Consider the following 22,077-nt stretch of genomic DNA (forward strand, 5'->3'; position numbering starts at 1 on the left):
TCAGGGACGTAGCCATAAAAATTATTATCTTATAAATCAATGCGTAACAGATGGATTGGCAATCAGCATGTTTTACAATTTCAATGCTAATTTTCAACTTTAGTGAGACGTTTTACTGATAATGAAAAGAACGGAGCTGAGGGCCAGCTCCGTTTACTGAAAACAGTCCCGTCAGGCCAGTAAGCCCGGGAAAATAGATTTGATGCCGGTGACGATGAATTCAATCCCCAACGCCATGAGCAGTAAGCCCATAATACGCGTAATAACGTTAATACCCGTTTGCCCCAACAGGCGTACCAGCCAAGGAGCCATACGAAACAGTCCCCAACAGCATAAGGCAAACAGTGCAATCGCCACAAAGAACCCGAACAGGTTTAATGCGCTATGATAGCGAGTCCCCCAGACGATGGTTGAACTTATCGCCCCCGGCCCCGCCATCAACGGCAATGCCAACGGAACAACACCAACATTCTCGCGTATGGCAGTCTCTGACTTTTCCTGTTTGTTTTGTTTATCTTCCCCGAGTTTCCCACTGATCATCGACATTGCAATGGTTACCACCAGAATCCCACCGGCAATTCTGAACGAATCAATCGAGATACCGAAGAGTTGCAGGATCGCATCACCAAGAAACAACGAGGTCCACAAAATAATCGCCACCGACAGGTTTGCCGTCAGATTGGTTTTGTTACGCGCCGCTGCGGTTTGGTAGCTGGTCATACTGATAAAGACCGGGATGATCCCGACGGGGTTGACCAACGCAAATAACCCAATGAAAAACTTAAAGTAAAGAGGAAAATCAAATAGCGTATGGATCACGGTTAGCTCCGAAGCGTTAGCCGGATAAAATGAGTCATAAAAAATGTTAAAAACCGCGCTGAAGATACGCTTTTTGGCAGCATTCTTCACCTTCTATCTGCGTTAATCTCTGTAAACGTGCTACCAATACTCGGTGTTATTAATATGTATGAAATATGCTAATGTTAATCTCATTCATTCCATCAATTCGTTAACACTTGCCGATAAACACTAAAAGAGCCTGCTGAAAGGTGTCAGCTTCGCGTAAATTTGATCCAGATCACGCAATTACTACTCAGAAGTGAGTAATCTTGCTTACGCCACCTGGAGAAAACGCGTTAGAGTTGAATACGCTAGCGTATAAGCTCTTTTAGTAAATCAATGTAAGGCGGGCGTTAATTAACCGTTTGATTTTCAAAACGTTACACAAATTTTCGTCGATCTGTCTATACTCTCGTAGCGAGCAGATGATTTACTAAAAAAGTTTAACATTATCAGGAGAGCATCATGGCTGTTACTAATGTCGCTGAACTTAACGCACTTGTAGAGCGCGTAAAAAAAGCCCAGCGTGAATATGCCAGTTTCACTCAAGAACAGGTTGACAAAATCTTCCGCGCCGCCGCTCTGGCTGCCGCAGACGCTCGAATTCCTCTCGCGAAAATGGCCGTTGCCGAATCTGGCATGGGTATTGTCGAAGATAAAGTGATTAAAAACCACTTCGCATCTGAATACATCTATAACGCTTACAAAGATGAAAAAACCTGTGGTGTCCTGGCCGAAGACCATACTTTTGGGACCATCACTATCGCTGAACCGATTGGTATCATCTGCGGTATCGTTCCAACCACTAACCCAACGTCTACTGCAATCTTCAAATCGCTGATCAGCCTGAAGACGCGTAACGCTATCATCTTCTCTCCACATCCGCGTGCTAAAGATGCAACCAACAAAGCGGCAGACATCGTTCTGCAGGCTGCTATCGCTGCTGGCGCACCAAAAGACCTGATTGGCTGGATCGATCAACCTTCTGTTGAACTGTCTAACGCTCTGATGCACCACCCGGACATTAACCTGATCCTTGCGACCGGTGGTCCTGGTATGGTTAAAGCAGCATACAGCTCTGGTAAACCGGCAATCGGTGTTGGCGCAGGTAACACCCCTGTTGTTATCGACGAAACAGCAGATATCAAACGTGCCGTTGCTTCCGTGCTGATGTCTAAAACCTTCGACAACGGTGTAATCTGTGCATCTGAACAGTCCGTTGTGGTAGTAGATTCCGTATACGACGCCGTTCGCGAACGTTTTGCCAGCCACGGTGCCTATATGCTGCAGGGCAAAGAACTGAAGGCTGTTCAGGACATCATCCTGAAAAATGGCGCGCTGAACGCGGCTATCGTGGGTCAACCGGCATACAAAATCGCTGAGCTGGCTGGTTTCTCCGTGCCGACTAACACCAAGATTCTGATTGGTGAAGTTAAAGTTGTCGACGAAAGCGAACCGTTTGCTCACGAAAAACTGTCTCCGACGCTGGCAATGTACCGTGCGAAAGACTTCGAAGATGCAGTTGTTAAAGCTGAAAAACTGGTTGCTATGGGCGGTATCGGTCATACCTCTTGCCTGTACACTGACCAGGACAACCAGCCAGAACGCGTTGCTCACTTCGGTCAGATGATGAAAACTGCACGTATCCTGATCAACACCCCGGCGTCTCAGGGTGGTATCGGCGACCTGTACAACTTTAAGCTTGCACCATCCCTGACTCTGGGTTGTGGTTCCTGGGGTGGTAACTCCATCTCTGAAAACGTTGGTCCTAAGCACCTGATCAACAAGAAAACCGTTGCTAAGCGAGCTGAAAACATGTTGTGGCACAAACTTCCGAAATCTATCTACTTCCGCCGTGGCTCACTGCCAATCGCGTTGGATGAAGTGATTACCGATGGTCACAAACGTGCGCTGATCGTGACCGACCGCTTCCTGTTCAACAACGGCTACGCTGACCAGATCACGTCTGTTCTGAAAGCTGCGGGCGTTGAAACCGAAGTGTTCTTTGAAGTTGAAGCTGACCCGACGCTGAGCGTTGTGCGCAAAGGTGCTGAACTAGCCAACTCCTTCAAACCAGACGTGATCATCGCGCTGGGTGGCGGTTCCCCGATGGACGCAGCGAAAATCATGTGGGTCATGTACGAACATCCGGAAACCCACTTCGAAGAACTGGCGCTGCGCTTTATGGACATCCGTAAACGTATCTACAAGTTCCCGAAAATGGGCGTGAAAGCGAAAATGATCGCCGTCACCACCACTTCCGGTACTGGTTCTGAAGTCACCCCGTTTGCGGTTGTAACCGACGACGCTACTGGTCAGAAATATCCACTGGCAGACTACGCGCTGACCCCGGATATGGCGATTGTCGATGCTAACCTGGTGATGGATATGCCGAAGTCACTGTGTGCGTTCGGTGGTCTGGATGCCGTCACTCACGCCCTGGAAGCTTACGTTTCCGTACTGGCTTCTGAGTTCTCTGACGGTCAGGCTCTGCAAGCGCTGAAACTGCTGAAAGAAAACCTGCCTGCGTCCTACCACGAAGGTTCTAAGAACCCGGTAGCTCGCGAGCGTGTACACAGTGCAGCGACCATCGCCGGTATCGCGTTTGCTAACGCCTTCCTCGGTGTATGTCACTCCATGGCGCACAAGCTGGGTTCACAGTTCCACATTCCTCACGGTCTGGCGAACGCCCTGCTGATCAGCAACGTTATTCGTTATAACGCGAACGACAACCCGACTAAACAGACTGCTTTCAGCCAGTACGACCGTCCGCAGGCCCGTCGTCGCTACGCTGAAATCGCAGACCATCTGGGTCTGAGCGCACCGGGCGACCGTACCGCAGCGAAAATCCAGAAACTGCTGGCATGGTTGGATGAGATCAAAGCTGAACTGGGTATTCCTAAGTCTATCCGTGAAGCTGGCGTTCAGGAAGCTGACTTCCTGGCACATGTTGACAAACTGTCTGAAGATGCGTTTGACGACCAGTGCACCGGCGCTAACCCGCGTTACCCGCTGATTTCTGAACTGAAACAGATCCTGCTGGATACCTTCTACGGTCGCGAATACAACGAAGGTGAAACTGTCGCTAAAACTGAAGCAGCTGCCGCGCCTAAAGCAGAGAAAAAAGCGAAGAAATCCGCTTAATTCAAAAATCTAAGCTGTAGTATCACGTCGAACGGTCCCTTTAGGGGACCGTTTTTTTTCGCCTGATTTATTCTCACCTTCACAGCGCAAAAACTCATGCAGACCATCGCGGTGAATGGACATGCCCGTAGGAGATTGGAGGAGGATGCGCGTAAAGGGTCTACAGAGGTGATTGTAGGGTAGTACTTCTGACTTATGGCCAGTGGTCTACCCTGCGCGTTACAGCGCCCAGGCGAGCGTAGATTAATCGTGGCTGTGCCTTTCCTGAATGGCCGTCAGAGAGCCCTCAGATTGCGCCTCTTTATAGTGCTTGCGGCATACCGACACATAGCGTTCATTGCCACCAATAACCACCTGTTCTCCCTCGTTATAAGGTCGTCCAGCTTGATCAAGACGTAGTACCATACTCGCCTTCCGCCCGCAGAAACAAATAGTCTTTAATTCGACCAATTTATCTGACCAGGCAAGCAGGTATTCGCTACCGCCAAATAATTCACCACGAAAATCGGTGCGTAACCCGTAACACAAAACCGGAATATCCAGCTGATCGACAACCTCGGATAATTCATAAACCTGCTGGCGTGTCAAAAACTGTGACTCGTCAACCAGTACACAATGTATTCTCTGCTGCGCATTCTCCGCGCGAATTTCTTCGAACAATGATGAATTTTGGTTAAACAGTTTTGCAGGTGACGACAGACCTATACGTGAACTTACTTTCCCTGTTCCAAACCGGTCGTCGATTTCCGCTGTATATACAACGGCACGCATGCCACGTTCCTGGTAATTGTATGAAGATTGCAGCAAAGCGGTCGACTTCCCCGCATTCATTGCAGAATAGTAAAAATATAGCTGTGCCATTGACCGTCAGCCCTCACCTGAGTAAATAAATATGGGCGCGATTGTATCATAATTCACAAACATGTCTGCGCACCGTTGTCGCCCACATACGTATAAAAAATCGCGTCAGCATCACTCATCAGCCTCCTAAATATGACGTACTACGGTAAGGTTCAGGAAACAGACTTAAGTTATGGATCGCACAGTGATGCACACCACCAATGCTCGAATAATCTGACTTATGACGGTATATACACATTCTTTCACAAATAGTGCCCTTGAAATTCATCAACGGTGCTTATCATCACAGTTCAATAAAGAAACCTTGCTTTCAATGTTATTGAATCCCCCTACGAACACCCTGTAATAGTGAATTCCCGTAAGCAAAACTAATACAAAAGGTTGAAATTACTGCAAACAGATACAATTACCGTGCTGTAAAATGTGACCTGAATCTTGAATTTTCCTGCATGACTGAAGAGTAGCCCCCACACCAATAAGCCTTTTTTATGCCCTTTCCCAGACGAAATTTAACGACAATGAATTAATGCAGATACTAAATAAAGCGCAATTTTGAATTCCTTACATTCCTGGCTATTGCACATCTGAATTTATCGCTCTATTATTAGCTCAACAAACCCCACCCAATATAAGTTTGAGATTACTACAATGAGCGAAGCACTTAAAATTCTGAACAACATCCGTACTCTTCGTGCGCAGGCAAGAGAATGCACTCTGGAAACGCTTGAAGAAATGCTGGAAAAATTAGAAGTTGTCGTTAGCGAGCGTCGCGAAGAAGAAAGCGCTGCCGCTGCTGAAGTTGAAGAGCGCACTCGTAAACTGCAACAATATCGTGAAATGCTGATTGCTGACGGTATTGACCCGAACGAACTGCTGAATAGCATGGCTGCGGTTAAAACCGGTGCTAAAGCCAAGCGCGCAGCACGCCCAGCTAAATATAGCTATGTTGACGAAAACGGTGAAACGAAAACCTGGACCGGCCAGGGTCGTACACCGGCAGTAATCAAAAAAGCGATGGAAGAACAAGGTAAACAGCTGGACGATTTCCTGATCAAGGATTAATCCACAATTAGTTTGCTTAAAATCCCGCCGACGGCGGGATTTTTTTTACCTGTACTTCGCATAACACCTACCCAATAGGGGTATAAAAAAACGGCGCTGGATAAACAGCGCCGTTGCATGCGGATTAATAACGTGATGTTACTTCTTAATACCCATCTCGTCTTCAAGCCAGGCTTTAAATTCAGCGCCAAGGGTATTATGACGAATACCATATTCGACGAACGCTTGCATATAACCCAGCTTATTACCACAGTCATGGCTTTTGCCCTTCATGTGATAGGCTTCAACCGTTTCTTTTTCAATCAGCATATCGATAGCATCGGTCAACTGAATTTCGTCACCTGCGCCCGGAGGCGTTTTTGCCAGCAGAGGCCAGATATCTGCACTCAGGACATAACGCCCTACAACCGCAAGATTAGATGGCGCGACATCGGCTTTCGGTTTTTCCACAACGCCGACCATCGGTACGCTTTCGCCCGGCGCTAATTCCACACCTTTACAGTCCACCACGCCGTAAGCCGTCACATCTTCTACTGGCTCCACCATAATTTGGCTGCTGCCTGTTTCATCAAAGCGACTAATCATTTCGGCGAGGTTATCGCGGGATAAATCAGATTCGTATTCGTCGAGAATAACATCCGGCAGGATGACCGCTACGGGTTCATCACCAACAACCGGGTGCGCACACAATACAGCGTGACCCAGACCTTTTGCCAGACCCTGACGAACCTGCATAATCGTCACGTGCGGTGGGCAAATAGATTGCACTTCTTCCAGCAACTGGCGCTTAACACGTTTTTCCAGCATAGCTTCAAGTTCAAAGCTGGTATCGAAGTGGTTTTCAATCGAATTTTTAGACGAGTGAGTCACAAGGACAATTTCAGTGATACCCGCGGCAATACATTCGTTGACGACGTATTGAATTAATGGCTTATCAACCAGCGGTAACATTTCTTTAGGAATTGCCTTGGTCGCCGGTAACATCCTGGTTCCTAATCCCGCTACCGGGATAACGGCTTTTTTGACTTTCGAATTAAGGGCAGCCATTTAAAACTCTCCTGGACTGTTCATGTATTGAACGTGTTCATCAATCTGTATCGCATCCGAGTATATCAGTACCGCGACAAGCTTCAGGTCTGAAAAGGACGCGCGTCGGTATAATTAAGATAAATACGAATAAATCTGGCGCTGATAGTAGCACTGCAAAAGACAGGGAGGTGAGCCAATTTGAATCCCTGCCTCTCGATTGTTCATTCTGCGGACAACATCAGTCGCAGACGCCCCCCGGCACCCCAAATTTGGCACTGCCAGGACTCACAGCGTTGGCTTAGTTGGTTGAGGTACGTATTCCCCAACGTTCCCAGCGGAACACCATTACTGATTTGCACGTTGTGGCTACCAGTATTTAAGGTCGCATTCAGACCCGCAGAGACCAGGACCAAATTTTTTAAACCGCTATGGTAGTAACCCACCAGCAACGGAAATTGCCCCGGTAGATTGGCCTGTCGCAGCAGATGATTAACCTGTTTCAGGAGCGTACCGAGCTCCGGCAACCGTTGATTCTGATGTGCCAGTTGCTCTTGTAGCAGCCCATTAAACAGTGCCCGTAACAACAGTGCCGCCAGCACGCCATTATCCCCTGCCCGCGTCACATCCAGGCAATAGAAGGCAAGATCGTGTTCCGACAACGGCGCAATATCAAGGACCAGGCCGGGTTGATCGGCGGCAACCAGTTGACGGTAGTTGATGCGACACTGTGAAATCACCTGTTGAACCGGTGGCTGTAGCTCTTGTAACAGTTTTGCTGCTGCCGCGGGGTCGCCGACCATCGCATCCCAGTCACGAAATAACCGCTCTTCTTCTTCAACGCGCGAGTTAAACATGTTGGGGTAAAGGCACGCAAAAACCGTTTCCCGTAGTCGGTTAAGGTCTTTCACCGGCTTAAGCAACACATCATCCACACCGAGGCGAAGTGCTTTGGCAATATCAGACATATTTTCTGTCGCGGAGATAACTAGGATTGGCGTCCGATCGCCACGGTTACGCAGGTATTCAACCAGTTTGAGACCGTTCATTCTCGGCATCGCAAGGTCGCAGATCATCAGATCGGGTGTAAAGCGCCCCAATAATTCCAGCGCATCAAGCCCATCGCCCGCTACAGCCGTTGTCGCTCCCAAAGAGGAAAACCATGAGTCCAGAAGTGAGCGAAATACAGGCTCATCTTCAACAATAAGAATCTGTTTTCCGACCAATGGCTGCGTCATATTCTCCCCCCTGACTGGCTTTAATCAATAGTGGCATGCTATTGCTACTCACGCCTGTCAGAATTGACTTAAGTGTTGATAAAAAATGCGTTAGATGTTGGTCTTCACCAGTGGCAGCAACTCATCCATTTTTTTCTCTACCGCAAGCTGCCCGGCAGCAATAGCTGCACCAGCACGGTGGAAGTCCAACGTGGATATTTGCGGACAAAACGGTTGAATTAGAATATCTGGCGGGTCGCCGGCCATGCGGTTACGTTTAAGCCGGTTTTCCAGCACCTGAATAGAGGTGGTCATGATCTCCATCGCCGTGGGCGCAGTGACCGTTCGTCTGGCGGTGATATTACTCAACCGCTCTTTCAGACGCGCATGCCATGAAAGCTCGTCATCACTTGAGTCGGTATCATTGCTGACGTTAAAGGAGAGCAGATCTTGTTGCATGAGGTGCGCATCATGTTGCAGGTCAACCGCAATGACGATATCGGCGCCTAGCGCACGCGTCAGCGAAACCGGCACAGGGTTAACCACCGCGCCATCAACCAGCCAATAACCATTATGTGCAACCGGGGACATCAGACCAGGAATACTGCAAGAGGCCCGCACGGCAAGGTGTAAATCACCTTCGGTAAACCACAGTTCGCGACCCGTACTCAGATTCGTCGCGACGGTAGCAAACCGGCGCTGGCATTGTTCAATTGACTCGACAGGCATGACGTTGCGGTATTGATTAAACACGCGTTCACCGCGCAGCAATCCGCCTCTGCGCCAGGAGAGATCCATCAGGCGTAAAACATCCCAATAGCTGAACGAGCAGACCCATTGCTCGAGGGCGGGTAATTTATTACACGCATAGGCGGCGCCAACCAACGAACCGATTGAGCACCCTGCAACGATATCAACATCAATGCCCATATGTTTAAGGGCCTTAATCACACCAATATGCGACCAGCCTCGTGCCGCGCCGGAACCTAGCGCCAGCCCAATTTTTATTTTTCTCATTGTACCTACAGACTTCCCCTGGCTTGCAGACGTAGCAACATCACTACGGCTCAGTTAACATAGTGCTACCATGGCGTTTTTACGCCGTTTTTTTATTCCAGGGAGTATTTTGTGTCTCAGCTTTGTCCCTGTGGTAGCGCTGTCGAGTATAGCCTATGTTGCTACCGTTATGTGTCTGGCGCGCAAGTAGCACCAACGCCGTCACACCTCATGCGTTCTCGTTACTGTGCTTTTGTGATGAAAGACGCAGATTACCTGATTAAGACCTGGCACCCCGACTGTCATGCTGCTGCATTTCGCGATGAGATTAGCGCAGGATTTGCCCATACCGAATGGCTTGGACTTACCCTTTTTGAACAGGCAACGTCGGACACAGAAAATACCGGCTATGTCAGCTTTGTGGCGCGGTTTTCCGAACAGGGGAAAACGGGCGCCATTATTGAGCGCTCTCGTTTTTTAAAAGAAAACGGCCAGTGGTATTATATTGATGGTACGCGCCCGCAAATTGGCCGTAACGATCCCTGCCCTTGCGGGTCAGGTAAAAAATTTAAAAAGTGCTGCGGCTAACCCACGCCCGACAGCATCTATTACGCAAACATTTTCAACAGGAATACCCCGGCAATGCATTCACAACAACGTAAAGTTCTGCGCACTATCTGCCCCGACCAAAAAGGTTTGATCGCACGCATCACCAATATTTGTTACAAGCATGAACTGAACATCGTGCAAAACAACGAGTTTGTTGACCACCGTACCGGTCGCTTTTTTATGCGTACAGAACTGGAAGGCATTTTTAATGACGTCACGCTGCTGACCGATCTCGACGGCGCACTGCCTGAAGGATCCATTCGCGAACTTACGCCAGCAGGCCGTCGCCGCATCGTTATTTTAGTCACCAAGGAAGCGCATTGTCTGGGCGACCTGTTAATGAAAGCCAATTACGGTGGACTCGATGTTGAAATTGCGGCGGTAATCGGCAACCACGACACGCTGCGTTCGCTGGTTGAACGTTTTGATATTCCTTTTGAGCTAGTCAGCCATGAAGGATTAACCCGCGAAGAACACGATCAAAACATGGCCGATGCCATCGACGCCCACCAGCCTGATTATGTGGTGTTGGCGAAATATATGCGTGTCTTGACGCCAGAATTTGTTTCACGCTTCCCGAATAAGATTATTAATATTCACCACTCGTTCCTGCCTGCCTTTATTGGTGCACGTCCGTACCACCAGGCTTATGAGCGTGGCGTCAAGATCATTGGTGCAACGGCTCACTATGTGAATGATAACCTCGATGAAGGTCCAATCATCATGCAGGACGTGATTCACGTGGATCACACCTATACCGCAGAAGATATGATGCGCGCAGGCCGCGACGTAGAAAAGAATGTGTTAAGCCGTGCGCTGTATCAGGTTCTGGCCCAGCGAGTCTTTGTTTACGGTAACCGAACGATTATTCTGTAATCACCAATAATATGAATTGATTAGCTTTACTGCGTTACGGATGAAAAACACGCAAACGATCTACGTTAAGCAAAGGAATGCTTTACAGCGGCGCGTCATTTGATATGATGCGCCCCGCTTCCCAAGGAAGCAGGCCAGTAAAAGCATTACCCCGTGGTGGGGTTCCCGAGCGGCCAAAGGGAGCAGACTGTAAATCTGCCGTCATCGACTTCGAAGGTTCGAATCCTTCCCCCACCACCATTATTCACTACAGCGATGTAGTTAACTCGATGAGCAATGCTGAAGTTTGCACTTGTCGGGGAAGGGTGAGAACCTTCGATTAAGGTTCGACTCGAGCGAAAGCGAGAGAACGTTGCTAAGGGCAACGGCCCGAAGGGTGAGGAGCGAAGCGACGAATAATCCTTCCCCACCACCATCCTAATAGCATTACCTACAATTTGAACTACCCCTGGTGGGGTTCCCGAGCGGCCAAAGGGAGCAGACTGTAAATCTGCCGTCATCGACTTCGAAGGTTCGAATCCTTCCCCCACCACCATCAATCCCCTGTAATACCTCAGCTAAATCAAAGCACAATGCCCTATATTCTGCCCATGCGGGAAGGATGAGAAATTTCGACCAAGGTTTGATTCGGCATCTACGCTCACTTTCTGTCATATCTTTCCACCAGTTCTTGCAGTGTGTCACCAGCCCGCTCTAATGCCGTCAGTCCACCACGTAGCCAGATCCCTTTGCCGCTGTATTCCAGCCGCGCCGCATGATCAAACTGATCATAATCGACCGGATAAACCAGTGCGGGAATATTACGCGTTATGCAGTGCCACATAATACCGGCCCCGCCATGGTGAATAACTGCAGCATAACGTGATAAACACCGATCGTAATCGACCCACGGCACGCGACAAAAATTGCCCTGTTGATAGCGCTGCCCACTCGTTCCATTTCCTTCGGTAAAATGAAACTCCCAGTCAGGCATGGTCCCTGCGAGCACTGCAACGGCACCCACTACCGCCTCTTTATGCCAGTCCAGATGCGTCCCCAGCGTTACCAGCACATGCTTTTTACCTTCCTTAAACACAGGTTCCTGATAGCCAAGCGGCGGCGTGTAGAGCGCCGGTCCAATAAAGCGCAGCACATCCGGCCAGGTTTGTGGAAACTCAAACTCACGTTCGCTCAGGGCGAGAATGCGCGTTGGAGAATACGCACATTCACTGCCATCGGGACGGTAAAGACGTGTAATACCGGTCTGGTGGATTGTATGGCGAAATAACCAGAAGACAGCGCGTTTGAACAGACGCACTTTTTTACGCTGCAATAAATACCAGTATTGCTCCATCCTGTTCTTAGCGGGCATTAATCCGCCGCAGTAAGCGGGCGTTCCCTCCGGACTTTCCAGTACACAGGGCGATGGCAGACTGGTCCACCATGGCACGTCACATCGACGACAAACTTCCCCGACTATCGGCAGCGTAAAATCAGCAATAGCTAAATCGGGAACGCCCTGCTGATGCCAGAGTTGCTCCAGTTCATCAGCAAAGTTTTTCAGTAACCCGACCACAGCGCGAAACTGTCGATAAAGCTTCATCGGACTGGATTTTACCGCATAGCGTGGATTCGCCACCGCCAGCAGCGGCGTATCATACTCACCGGGCAAAACCATTGCGGTAAGCCCCGCGGCCGTGATCTTTGCTGCTGCACCACGAGTACTGATAATCCGCACCTGATACTGCGTGGATAGCGCGAGGCCCATCGCCAAAACAGGATGCAAATGTCCGGCAAACGGTGGGGCCAACAGATCAATACGGGTCACGCCAGGCGGAATAAGATCGTATAAGCGTTGCATTACAGCGTCCTGATAAAGCGTCTGCACAAATCGCTCAGTGCAGGCTGGGCAAGATAGTTCATATGTCCGCAGGCAATATGCGTATCCACGTCGCGAAACCAGAGGCGGGAGATCCAGTCCTTCTGCCCCTGAACCAACAGGTGACGGCAGGTAGGGCGATGGCGGGCTACCGGGCCATAGGCAAAAATGCTGACGTGCGATAAATCTGCTGCAGAAAGTTGAAGATTATTAAACAGCTCAAGTCCACAGCTTCCCGCCAGCAGCAGCGTATGATCGGCTGATGCCAGTAGCATGCGCGTCGCCTCCTGGTAGGTTTGGCTAAATGCAGGGCGACGCGAGCCAAGATAGTCGCGCGCATTGTTCCAACTCGCCTGAATAATCGGGGTAGCCCGCCACTCATCTGCCCCCATCACCCACGGAAAATTTAACGCCAGACATCGGCCCTCCCTGTTTAGCGTAGCCATAAACGCACGCTGCGACTGGCTTAATGCTGGATTCCCCGGCTGACTTCGACCGGTAATGAAAGCGATTTGCAGGCTCATCGGGAGATAAACCGATCGTTACTAAAAATACGATACCGTCTTGAGCGCCAGTAAATCGTACGGTTCAACATCGCGTGGAGTAAATGAACCGGTTGCAGTAATTCCGATAAAAGCGACAACATCGGATGTGCCGGTATCAGTTCTGAAAGGCCGTGTTGTACACAGCGTAGCGCGAAATAACGAATGATTACCACCCCTGTCAAGATAACCGCATCCGCCGCTCCACCGCTCAGCGCCAGTATTAGCATGCTCCCGAGCAGCAGCGGGTGCAGACCCTGGAGCAGAAAAATCGCCAAATTTACCGACACCGTTTTCTCGCGCATTAACAACGTGGCGAACAAAAACCAGCGATGCATCTGGCGAGCATAACGCCTGAAATCCGGCACGCTGGTTTGAACCTGAACAGTGGCCGTAGACTGAACAATCTCTATACCTTGCCGGGTGAGCAGCGTTGCCAGAGCCAAATCATCCGTCAGATGATGGAGAATCGGCGTGAATCCCCCTACCTGCGCCAGCGTATCCCTATAAATGACATAACACATCCCGTTCAGCGTCAGCGGCCGGGTAAAGGGTAACAGCGGAAGATAGGTCAACGCCGAGTTATCGTTTACAAACTGAGCCAGCAGGCGTGAGGGTATATTGTGCGCGGGTCGATACCAGGGTAACGCAGTGACCAGTGTATGTGCGTTGAGTTCACTCAGCATATGTTGCAGCGAGGACGCATCCAGGGAGGCATCATCGTCCAGCACCATCAGGCAGGATGTTTGCACCTGAGATCGTGCCTGCTCCAGTTTAAACAGCTTCGGATTCAGCCCTTGTGGCGCAGGCGCATAGCGCAAAAGGCGAATATCACACTGCGGATAACGCTGCTGCAACTGGCGCGAAACGCGCGCGCCTTCATCGTCATCATCATCGATCAGCCACAAAAAATGCGCGTCAGGCAACTGTTGCAAGTTTGTCTCCAGCACCGACGACAAGGCCGGATCGCCACTGAGGATCGGTTGCAGCACCGTCACGTCATGGCTACCAATGAATGACTCAGGCCGGGGAGCACGCAAAATCTTCCGCGCGAAAACGCATTTAAACAGCAAAATTGTTAGCCAGAGTAACGCGATGGTCATCATAACCGCTGCACCTTATCGTCCTGTAAAAACTGTTTCAAACTCTGCATGAATATCTGGCGTGGTGCGCCGAAATCCGCCAGCATCAGACTGACGTCAAGGGTGGAGGAGTAGCCAAAAACGCCAATGCCAAATTGGGTGATAGGCGGCTCCCCGGCCAGCGGCAAGGTTCGCCATAGCCCCTCCAGCAAGGCCGCAAAACGTCGCGCGCTCATCACCGACAGCGCACGCATGGGCACCGGCAAATCACACTGGCGCAAAATGTCATGAAGCAGATCCTGCGTGACCACCGGCTGCGCAGCAGAGATGTTATAGCAGGGCCGCAACTGCATCGCCGTCGCCGCCTGCATCAGATAATCGCATAGCGTATCAATGTGCATAATATCTGCCTGCGCCGGATATTCGCTATAGAGGTTTACCAGCCTTTTTTTGCGTGCGGCCTCCAGCAGCGGCGGAAATAACAGCGCATCACCCGGCCCGAATACCGCACAGGGCCGAAAAATCGTTTTCTCACCGGCATAAGCCTGTACATGTTGTTCCGCCAGAAATTTGCTCCGCGCATATTCGCTGGTAAATTCCGGCCCCACAGGGGTCGTTTCCGTCAGACGGTATTGATGGGCAAAGCGATAATAGACCGCCGCCGTAGAGAGCAAAATCAGCCGGGGTGACTGGCGGGAATAGCAGAAATCGATGACCTGGCGCGTGGTCTGCACATTATCGCGCGCGTACTCCTGACGCGTACCCCAGGGCGATGCCCTACCCGCCGCGTGGATCACAACGTCGGGCTCCACATCAAGCGTCTGCAACTGGTCAAGAGGACATGCCTGATAGTACACCGATGGAGGTAAATCAGACTGCGGTCGGCGGCCCACACCGTACAGCGAGATCTGCGGATCGTCGGCAAACCGCCGCAAAAAAGCGCCGGCAATAAACCCGGACGCGCCGGTGAGTAAAATCTTCATGGCGTATCGCGCTCCGGTGGTTGCCCCATTTTCCTGAGAAAATGCTGTTGGAGCGACAGCAAATCACGCAACGTGAGCACGGAGTAATCCATCCCCTGCTGCTGTGCAATATCGGCAATGATGCTGCAAAGCGCCGGGTAATGACGATGATGCCAGTGGGGAAATAGGTGATGCGTCAAATGAAGATTGATACCGCCAAGCCAGTATCCCAGCCACGCAGGCGTGGGCCGCCAGTCGAAGGTCGTGGCGAAGGTATGCGCGATTCTTCCCTGCGTCATGCGTCCTGTCGAAGGCGGAAGCTGAGAGTATCCTTTGGCCCAGTGAGTCCCGATGATCAGCATGACGAAAATCAGCGATGCGATAAGCTGGCTCACCACATAGGTCCCCAGCACGGTAAGCCCGCCTAGCCGATCCGCCAGCAGCCATAAAGGCAGCGCCAGCGTTAATATCAGATGCACCGCTTTACTGACCAGAAAACGGCTCCAGCCCGCCGCACCACGCCGGGCCAGGTGCGGCGTAACCGGCGTCAGTCCGCAGCGATCCAACCAGTCGACCACCCAGATATACCAGGGAAATGTCAAACCGGCCACCAACGGCCAGTAAAAACGCTGCGCACGCATAAAAGGTCGCCAGCGCTGCCAGGGGGTCTGGCGCAATAAACCGTTTTCAGCGGTATCCGGATCGTAACACTCAATATTGGTAAACCCGTGATGAAATCTGACGTGACGCACGCGCCAGCTGTCAGCATCCAGGCCCAACGGCAGAGCCGCCAGAAAACTGAGTCGAGCATTGGCACGCTTCCCTCGCACAAACGCATTATGCGAGGCATCATGCACCACGTTTACGGCCAGCAACATCGCAAATAGCATCATTGCGAGATACGCCAGCGCAAAGACCCATTTTGCCTGCGCCCCCAAGGCAATGAGATAGCAGGAAAGCCAGGCCACAACCAGCACCATCGCTTTAAAGATGGCCCATCGGTCGGCGTAGCGTCGATCGTTATGCGCAGTCAGCAAGGCGCGAGACTGAATCTGCAATGCATTAACCAACGCCGGGTCATCCGCAGGAAAGGTCAGTCGTGTCTGCGGATTAAACAGATTCACGCGCCGCTCCTGCTGTTCGGCTACCAACCCCGCAGAGGACCATCATGCCGTGGATAACCAGCAGGACAGGCGTCACCCGCCAGAGAAGTTCATGCCACGCAAACAGCAGCGGGTGGACCAATAACAGTAGCGTCACCCCACCCCAGACGCGATTCCCCCAGCGCTGTCCGTCGCTGATACCACCGAGCGCGACTGTGCCTGCCGCCAATAGTACAACCAGTAGCGCCTGTTCAGGCGACATGCTTTCGATTTGGTAGCCATACCGCTGGATATAGCCCAGAACCAGAACAAATAATAACAGCGCCCCCGTAATAAGGATCATCACCCCGCCACTACCCTGACGCTCGATCTGACGTTGAGAAGGCGCTAGCCCGAGCAGCTTGCGAAAAGGCAGATTGCTTTCACGTAGCGGGTTACCTGAAAGCTGGCTGCCTTTCACCCCGTACTCAACCGATCCTACCGGCGGCGCTTTACAATACGTGCCGAATAGTCGATCCCAGATAAGAAAAGTGCCGCCATAATTGGTATCGGCATAGCGTTTTTCATTCAGGTGGTGTACACGATGGTGAGACGGCGTAATAAATATCTTTTCCAGCCAGCCAAGACGGGGGGTAAGCGCATTATGGTTAAAAAACTGAATAGTGTAGTGGATGACCGAAACGGTCAGGTACACCGTCAGCGGAACGCCGCACACCGCCAGCACCATAAAAAATGGGATCCCCGTAAGCGATGAATACCAGGAATTTCTGACCCCCAGAGACAGGTTATAGTGTTCCCCCTGATGATGGACAACATGCACCGCCCACAGCCAGCGCCGCTCGTGATGGAGGCGATGCAACCAGTAGAAGCAGAAATCCCACGCGACCACCGTAAACAGCCAGATCCAGCCTGCGGCAACCCCATCAAAAAGATGCAAATTTGCGTACTGGAGGAGCAGCGCATAACACAGCACTTCCAGGCAGCGAAACATCCACAGCACAATATGCCCGGAATTGAGATTGAAAATAACATCGCGCCAGTCGATTTTCTTCTTGTGCGACCATTGCAGAAAACACGCCTCGCACGTCACCAGTATTAACATAAAAATAATGGGGTACAATAATTCACTCATAACGGATTTCCCTGTGTTGCTTTTTCCCTGCGTCGATATACATTGCCAGCCAGCCACTTCCTCCGGCCAGTAACACGCCACCCACTAAATCGATAAATAAATGTCTACGCAACTGAAGGATCGCGATAGCAATCGCCAACGCCCACACCAGACTCACCGTAGTTATCACCGTCTGCCGCCGCACAGCGATGGCCCAGACAGTAAGCAACGTTAACCCAGCATGAAGGGAGGGAAAGCAGTTTTGCGGTGAGTCGATACCGATCAACCAGCCCAGTACCTGAGACGACAGTCCGTCACCGGTCAGTGGTGGATACTGCATCGTCGTCGGCCACATAAGATAAATACTCCCGGCCCCTATTGCCGCAATCTGCATGGCACGCGTAAGCCAGCGTAATTGCACCAGCGGCACCAGAAAATAGCCTGCTGGAATAAGCAGAAAGAACGATAAATAAAGCCAGACCGCCGTGGGCGAAAAGGGAATCACCCGATCGATGGCCCAAGGCGTAAGCAGCGATCCCTGCCCCTGCAAACGATCGCAACACGAATAAACGATCCCCACTGTGCCCCAGCCCAGCAGCATCTGTTTAAGTCGCAAAAATATCATTCTCATACTGCGTCCCACTGGCGGATAATCCGCCGCCGTTTCGCGTCAAACTGCGTCGGTGGCGATGCTGATATCCGCGTCCACGCCAGACGCGATACATCCACGCCCTGACGGGCAAAAAAATCATTCAGCGCCTGCTGGCACGCTTGTAACGTCGTCGGATCGCAATCTGCGGTAAGCGAGAGCGCGTCGGCGGCCGTCTGCGCCAACCGATAATCGGCCGTGGGGGGCAACGCGATAGCCAGCACCCGGCTGCAGGCATCGGCAAATACGACCTGCTCTCCACCCGCCACGTCAGGCAGCAGCAACTGATCGTCCTGTCGACCCTCAATACGGACAATCGCCCTGGCCGCACTGCCGCAAGGGCACGGCTTATCACTCGCCACCAGTACGTCATTAAGCCGGTAGCGAACCACCGGCTGCGTGCTGCGGGTAAAGTCAGTGATAATCGGAATAAACCGCTGCTCATCCAGCCATTCCGGCTCGACATGAATAAACTCTTCGTTCAGATGCAGCGTACCGCAGGCGCAGGTTGAGGCCAGAAAGCCCTCAGTAGCCTGATAAATTTCACCGACCTCGCCGAATACGTCGCGCAGCAAAGTGCGATCCTGCTCTTCCAGCACCTCCGCCACCGAAATTACTTTTTTCACCTTCAGAGTCAGTGTTCCGGCATGTACGGCCAGCGCCAGCGCGCGCAGTACCTGCGCGGGAGCAACAATCAGCGTCGGTGTCTGCGCCTCAAGCCGTGCGAGCTGCGGCTGAAATGGGGCAAGAAGATCGTAATATTCCAGACTGAGCCAGCGATTATTCACTCTGCGATACAGATTATTATCTGCGCGCAGGAACAATGCCACGCGTTCACCCGCCAGCAATCCATCGGGCAGGACTTTTGCCAGAATAGCCCCCGCCCACAGCAGTTGCTCCTGTGGACTCACCACAAACAGCCCACGTTGTCCGGAGGTGCCGGACGACAGACCCACGCTAAACTCACCGACTCCAGGCGAGAAATCGCGATTGTGCTCACTACGCAACGCACATGCCATCAGGGCATCACGCTGTAGCCCGGCCGTGTTAATCTCATCAAAATGGGTCATCATCCGCGTTTTGTCCATCGTCGGCCATTCGCAAAAAGGCCGCGCGAGATAATCGCGGAACCACGGGCTTTTCACTAACACCCGGCGGCGGAAAGCCTGCATTCTTTTTTGCTGCCAAGCCTCAAGAGAGGCCCTGTCGGTAAAGCGCAGTTTGCGGGTGCAGAAATAGCGCCAGAGAAGCGCGAATGGGATCATAAATCACCCTCATGGCATAACTGAATATCCGTAGCGCCGTTCTGCCAGAGTTGATTTAACCGCGCAAGGGTCTGGTAATATGCAGTGGGATCAGACATGACCAAATTTGCCAGCCGGGACGGGCCTCGCAGCTCACGGTAACTGGCGGGCGACCAGGCCGCATCAGCCGCCAGCAATGTCCATCCATCGTCCGTCAACACAAACGCGCCAATATGCCCAGCAGCGTGTCCTGGAAGCGGAACCAGGATTATCTGCCCATCGCTTCCCGGAAGCACATAGCCACGCTCAAAAGGTGCCAACGCGGCGGGTAATGTCAGGGTCTCAAAACGCTCAATAAACGTTAACGACGACTCAAATTCTGCCGGAAACAGTCCAGGCACAAAGGCCTGGCGCAGGGCGCCAAATCCGCGCAGCGTCCTGACCTGCGCCCACCCTTCACCCGAACAGATGCAGCTAACGTCGGGGAAATCACGTAGTCCGGCCACATGATCGGCATGAAAATGCGACAGAATAATAGCGCTGATATCACCGCTGACCAGCCCTCGTGCGAGCAACTGTCGGGCCAACGAGGCGTTTGGGTCGAAATAGACTGGCGTCACCTGGCGGTAGAGTCGAAAAACGCCAGAACGGGTGTATTGCTCAAACCACGAGGCGTAACCGGTATCCCATAGCCAGCGTTGATCGCCAGCTTCCAGCAAGTACGCCCGCGACGGGAATTTGCAAACGCGCAACCCGGCGCTTTTTAGCGCCATACACCCTATATGTGTGCAGTACCCAACCTCAAAAGCGGTGATAGTTGCCATGCTTTCTCATCCATTCGCCGGTCAGCGCAATGCCTTCCGTCATTGAAATTCGCGGCCGATAACCCAGTTCATTGGTGGCTTGTTGTGTACTCAGTGTCATATCAAAACAGACGGTGCCTGCACTGTAGCGGGTTACCAGCGGCTCTTTATCAAGACAGCGTCCGATGAGTTCCATTCCGCTGGCGAGCAGAGACAACAGTGGCCACGGCACCTGACACAGGCGATAACGTAGCCCAAGCTGTTCTCGCAACAGCGCATCAAGCATCACCTTCAGCCGCTGGGGTTGATGGTTAGTCACGTTATAGACGCGACCAGAAGGCAGCGACGCCACCGTCGTAGCCAGCTCCATGGCATACACCACGTTCTGCACGAAAGTGAGATCCAGCAGCACCTCACCGCCGCGCGGTAAACGTAGCACGCCGCCATCCCGATGAAGCTGCTGTAGCAGCCGCGGGACAATCACATTATCGTATGGGCCAAACAGGCCGCGCGGACGCAGCATAATAAATGTCGTCGCTGAAAACGTGCGCACCGCGTCGGTAATCACCTTCTCTGCGGCATATTTACTGTCGGCATAGTGACTGCTAAAGCGGCGTGCAAGGTAGCTCTCTGGCAGATCATAGTGGTGACGGAAATCGAAATACACCGCCGGGGTGGAAATATGAACGAAGCGCGGGATCTGCGCCCTGCCCGCCGCCTGCGTCAGCCGATGCGTGACCAGAACGTTGTTCTGGTAAAAATCAGCGCGGCTACCCCACGGCGACGACTTTGCCGCACAGTGCCACACGGCGTCACAGCCGTCGACCAGCCTGAAAAAGTCCTTATCGCTGGCGCACGTTAGATCGAGTGGCACAAACTTCGCGCCCCATTGCGTAAGCGCTGCACCCTGAGTCGAATTACGCCCGATAGCCACTACGTCGTGTCCGGACATCAGTAAAGATTCTGCGGCATTGCGTCCCAGTCCACTGGTTGCGCCGGTCAGCAGAATTTTCACGGTATAAAGACCATACCTGCCAGCGTCAGCCCTGCTGCCGTCCCTATCAGCATTGCCGGTTGACCTGCGACCAGTCTTCCGCTAACGATAGCCTCGTGCAGCGCGGTTGGTATAGACGCCGCGACCTGATTGCCATAGTAGCGGTAGATGTCAATGAGAGCGGATTCCGGCACGTGCAGCCGTTTACGCATATGTTCCAGCGACAGATGGCTGGCCTGATGCGGTACCACCGTGGCAATATCGGCCAGCGTAATGCCGCTTTTCGCCAGCAGGCGGGCAAAATAATCCTCAATCAAGGAAGAGGCATAACGAAACAACGATTTCCCTTGCATGTGAAACAGAAAATCACTCTCGATCATCCCTGCACGAGGGTTACGCCGCGTGCCACCCGCGCGAATTTCACACAGCTCGCTACCGTCCGGATACATCTCAATCAGGCTTGCCAGAATGCCGGTTGAACCGTCGCCACGTTCGACAATAACGCATGCCGCGCCATCGCCAAAAATCAGCGAGGATTCTTCATGCCCCCAGTCAATACCGCGCGAGGCAATATCTGCTGACACGATGGCGATACGACGGTACGCACCGGTATTTACCAATCCGGCTGCTACTTCCAGTGCGGAAATAAAGCTAACGCAGCTGCTGTTGATGTCGAAACCCGCCATTCCGGCAGGCATCCTTGCCGCTTTCAGAATATGGGTCGCACTGCACGGGAGAGCCTGAAACGGAATGGCCGACGCGCAAATCAGCAGATCAATGGAAGACGGTGATAACGCCCCGGCGTCAAGCGCATGGTGTAACGCCTGTGCCGCCAGCTCAGCCTGGCTGGCATCGTTGGCCACGTGATAGCGCCAGACAATGCCCGAACGTTTTTCCACATAGCCCGAGGGCTTACCGAGTTGAAGGTCAAGCATTGATGAAGTGATCCGTGTCGGCGGCAGAGCAATACCGGTCGAGACGATTTTTAGCGCCATGTTAACGCCAGGGCGAGCTGAATATTCCATTATGCTTCATTTCTTTATCCCACGATTCGCAGCATGATATCGAAATAAAATACAAAAAAAACCAGGACTTTTG

Annotated in this window: 20 protein-coding genes, 2 tRNA genes and 1 other RNA gene; 7 read left to right on the top strand and 16 right to left on the bottom strand. The window is 52.0% G+C overall.

Annotation, left to right across the window (positions count from 1 at the left end; translation table 11 throughout):
- Positions 1-171: 171 nt before the first annotated feature.
- Entirely contained in the window at positions 172-819 is a 648-nt protein-coding gene (locus FCH32_RS11730) for a YchE family NAAT transporter (RefSeq protein WP_115259934.1), read from the bottom strand.
- Positions 820-1,305: 486 nt separating this feature from the next.
- On the opposite strand from FCH32_RS11730, the gene adhE reads away from it, so the two are divergent.
- Entirely contained in the window at positions 1,306-3,984 is a 2,679-nt protein-coding gene (gene adhE, locus FCH32_RS11735) for a bifunctional acetaldehyde-CoA/alcohol dehydrogenase (protein ID WP_174360922.1), read from the top strand.
- Between the two features lie 243 nt (positions 3,985-4,227).
- Here adhE and tdk read toward each other — a convergent pair whose 3' ends face one another.
- Positions 4,228-4,845, bottom strand: a complete 618-nt coding sequence (gene tdk / locus FCH32_RS11740; RefSeq protein ID WP_115258305.1) for a thymidine kinase — start codon at positions 4,843-4,845, stop codon at positions 4,228-4,230.
- Between the two features lie 648 nt (positions 4,846-5,493).
- On the opposite strand from tdk, the gene hns reads away from it, so the two are divergent.
- Complete coding sequence (gene hns / locus FCH32_RS11745) at positions 5,494-5,907, top strand: histone-like nucleoid-structuring protein H-NS (RefSeq protein WP_096756794.1); 414 nt, start codon at positions 5,494-5,496, stop codon at positions 5,905-5,907.
- A 138-nt stretch (positions 5,908-6,045) separates the two neighbouring features.
- On the opposite strand, the gene galU is transcribed toward hns, so the two are convergent.
- From galU to rssA, 3 genes are all read right to left on the bottom strand, one after another.
- Positions 6,046-6,954 carry a UTP--glucose-1-phosphate uridylyltransferase GalU gene (gene galU / locus FCH32_RS11750; protein WP_096756793.1) on the bottom strand — a complete coding sequence of 303 codons (909 nt, stop codon included), beginning with the start codon at positions 6,952-6,954 and terminating at the stop codon, positions 6,046-6,048.
- A 203-nt stretch (positions 6,955-7,157) separates the two neighbouring features.
- On the bottom strand, positions 7,158-8,171 hold the full coding sequence (gene rssB, locus FCH32_RS11755; RefSeq protein ID WP_096756792.1) for a two-component system response regulator RssB: 1,014 nt from the start codon (positions 8,169-8,171) through the stop codon (positions 7,158-7,160).
- Between the two features lie 90 nt (positions 8,172-8,261).
- Positions 8,262-9,167 carry a patatin-like phospholipase RssA gene (gene rssA, locus FCH32_RS11760; protein WP_096756791.1) on the bottom strand — a complete coding sequence of 302 codons (906 nt, stop codon included), beginning with the start codon at positions 9,165-9,167 and terminating at the stop codon, positions 8,262-8,264.
- Between the two features lie 111 nt (positions 9,168-9,278).
- Between rssA and FCH32_RS11765 the strand changes: the two genes are divergently transcribed.
- The 5 genes from FCH32_RS11765 to FCH32_RS11785 all read left to right on the top strand — a co-directional run bounded on the left by FCH32_RS11765 (position 9,279) and on the right by FCH32_RS11785 (position 11,166).
- A complete protein-coding gene (locus FCH32_RS11765; protein ID WP_115258303.1) occupies positions 9,279-9,734 on the top strand; it encodes a YchJ family protein in 456 nt (151 codons plus the stop codon).
- Positions 9,735-9,788: 54 nt separating this feature from the next.
- Positions 9,789-10,631 (top strand): formyltetrahydrofolate deformylase, encoded by an 843-nt coding sequence (purU, locus tag FCH32_RS11770; protein ID WP_115258302.1) that lies wholly within the window; start codon positions 9,789-9,791, stop codon positions 10,629-10,631.
- 155 nt (positions 10,632-10,786) lie between these two features.
- Positions 10,787-10,871: transfer RNA gene (locus FCH32_RS11775), tRNA-Tyr, on the top strand.
- A 44-nt stretch (positions 10,872-10,915) separates the two neighbouring features.
- Positions 10,916-11,046, top strand: a non-coding RNA gene (locus FCH32_RS11780) — RtT sRNA.
- Positions 11,047-11,081: 35 nt separating this feature from the next.
- Positions 11,082-11,166: transfer RNA gene (locus FCH32_RS11785), tRNA-Tyr, on the top strand.
- Positions 11,167-11,271: 105 nt separating this feature from the next.
- On the opposite strand, the gene FCH32_RS11790 is transcribed toward FCH32_RS11785, so the two are convergent.
- The 11 genes from FCH32_RS11790 to FCH32_RS11840 are packed head-to-tail and all read right to left on the bottom strand — an operon-like array spanning position 11,272 to position 22,004.
- Complete coding sequence (locus FCH32_RS11790; RefSeq protein ID WP_137399951.1) at positions 11,272-12,471, bottom strand: glycosyltransferase; 1,200 nt, start codon at positions 12,469-12,471, stop codon at positions 11,272-11,274.
- Positions 12,471-13,013, bottom strand: a complete 543-nt coding sequence (locus FCH32_RS11795) for a hypothetical protein (protein WP_174360923.1) — start codon at positions 13,011-13,013, stop codon at positions 12,471-12,473. Before FCH32_RS11795 ends, FCH32_RS11790 begins: the two co-directional genes overlap by 1 nt.
- Positions 13,010-14,137, bottom strand: coding sequence for a glycosyltransferase (locus tag FCH32_RS11800; RefSeq protein ID WP_174360924.1), 1,128 nt, complete (start codon positions 14,135-14,137; stop codon positions 13,010-13,012). The genes FCH32_RS11795 and FCH32_RS11800 overlap by 4 nt, the downstream gene beginning before the upstream one ends.
- Complete coding sequence (locus FCH32_RS11805) at positions 14,134-15,096, bottom strand: NAD-dependent epimerase/dehydratase family protein (RefSeq protein ID WP_174360925.1); 963 nt, start codon at positions 15,094-15,096, stop codon at positions 14,134-14,136. The genes FCH32_RS11800 and FCH32_RS11805 overlap by 4 nt, the downstream gene beginning before the upstream one ends.
- Positions 15,093-16,199 carry a fatty acid desaturase family protein gene (locus FCH32_RS11810; RefSeq protein WP_174360926.1) on the bottom strand — a complete coding sequence of 369 codons (1,107 nt, stop codon included), beginning with the start codon at positions 16,197-16,199 and terminating at the stop codon, positions 15,093-15,095. The genes FCH32_RS11805 and FCH32_RS11810 overlap by 4 nt, the downstream gene beginning before the upstream one ends.
- Positions 16,186-17,310 carry a sterol desaturase family protein gene (locus FCH32_RS11815; protein ID WP_174360927.1) on the bottom strand — a complete coding sequence of 375 codons (1,125 nt, stop codon included), beginning with the start codon at positions 17,308-17,310 and terminating at the stop codon, positions 16,186-16,188. The genes FCH32_RS11810 and FCH32_RS11815 overlap by 14 nt, the downstream gene beginning before the upstream one ends.
- Positions 17,303-17,920, bottom strand: a complete 618-nt coding sequence (locus tag FCH32_RS11820) for a phosphatase PAP2 family protein (RefSeq protein ID WP_137399955.1) — start codon at positions 17,918-17,920, stop codon at positions 17,303-17,305. Before FCH32_RS11820 ends, FCH32_RS11815 begins: the two co-directional genes overlap by 8 nt.
- The gene (locus FCH32_RS11825) at positions 17,917-19,203 is read right to left on the bottom strand and encodes a F390 synthetase-related protein (protein ID WP_174360928.1); all 1,287 of its coding nucleotides are present in this window, start codon (positions 19,201-19,203) and stop codon (positions 17,917-17,919) included. The genes FCH32_RS11820 and FCH32_RS11825 overlap by 4 nt, the downstream gene beginning before the upstream one ends.
- Complete coding sequence (locus FCH32_RS11830) at positions 19,200-20,006, bottom strand: MBL fold metallo-hydrolase (protein WP_174360929.1); 807 nt, start codon at positions 20,004-20,006, stop codon at positions 19,200-19,202. The genes FCH32_RS11825 and FCH32_RS11830 overlap by 4 nt, the downstream gene beginning before the upstream one ends.
- Positions 19,984-21,000, bottom strand: coding sequence for an NAD-dependent epimerase/dehydratase family protein (locus FCH32_RS11835; RefSeq protein ID WP_174360930.1), 1,017 nt, complete (start codon positions 20,998-21,000; stop codon positions 19,984-19,986). Before FCH32_RS11835 ends, FCH32_RS11830 begins: the two co-directional genes overlap by 23 nt.
- Positions 20,997-22,004, bottom strand: coding sequence for a 3-oxoacyl-[acyl-carrier-protein] synthase III C-terminal domain-containing protein (locus FCH32_RS11840; RefSeq protein WP_174360931.1), 1,008 nt, complete (start codon positions 22,002-22,004; stop codon positions 20,997-20,999). Before FCH32_RS11840 ends, FCH32_RS11835 begins: the two co-directional genes overlap by 4 nt.
- Positions 22,005-22,077: the final 73 nt, after the last annotated feature.

The sequence above is a fragment of the Citrobacter gillenii genome (assembly GCF_013337685.1).
GTDB lineage: Bacteria > Pseudomonadota > Gammaproteobacteria > Enterobacterales > Enterobacteriaceae > Citrobacter > Citrobacter gillenii.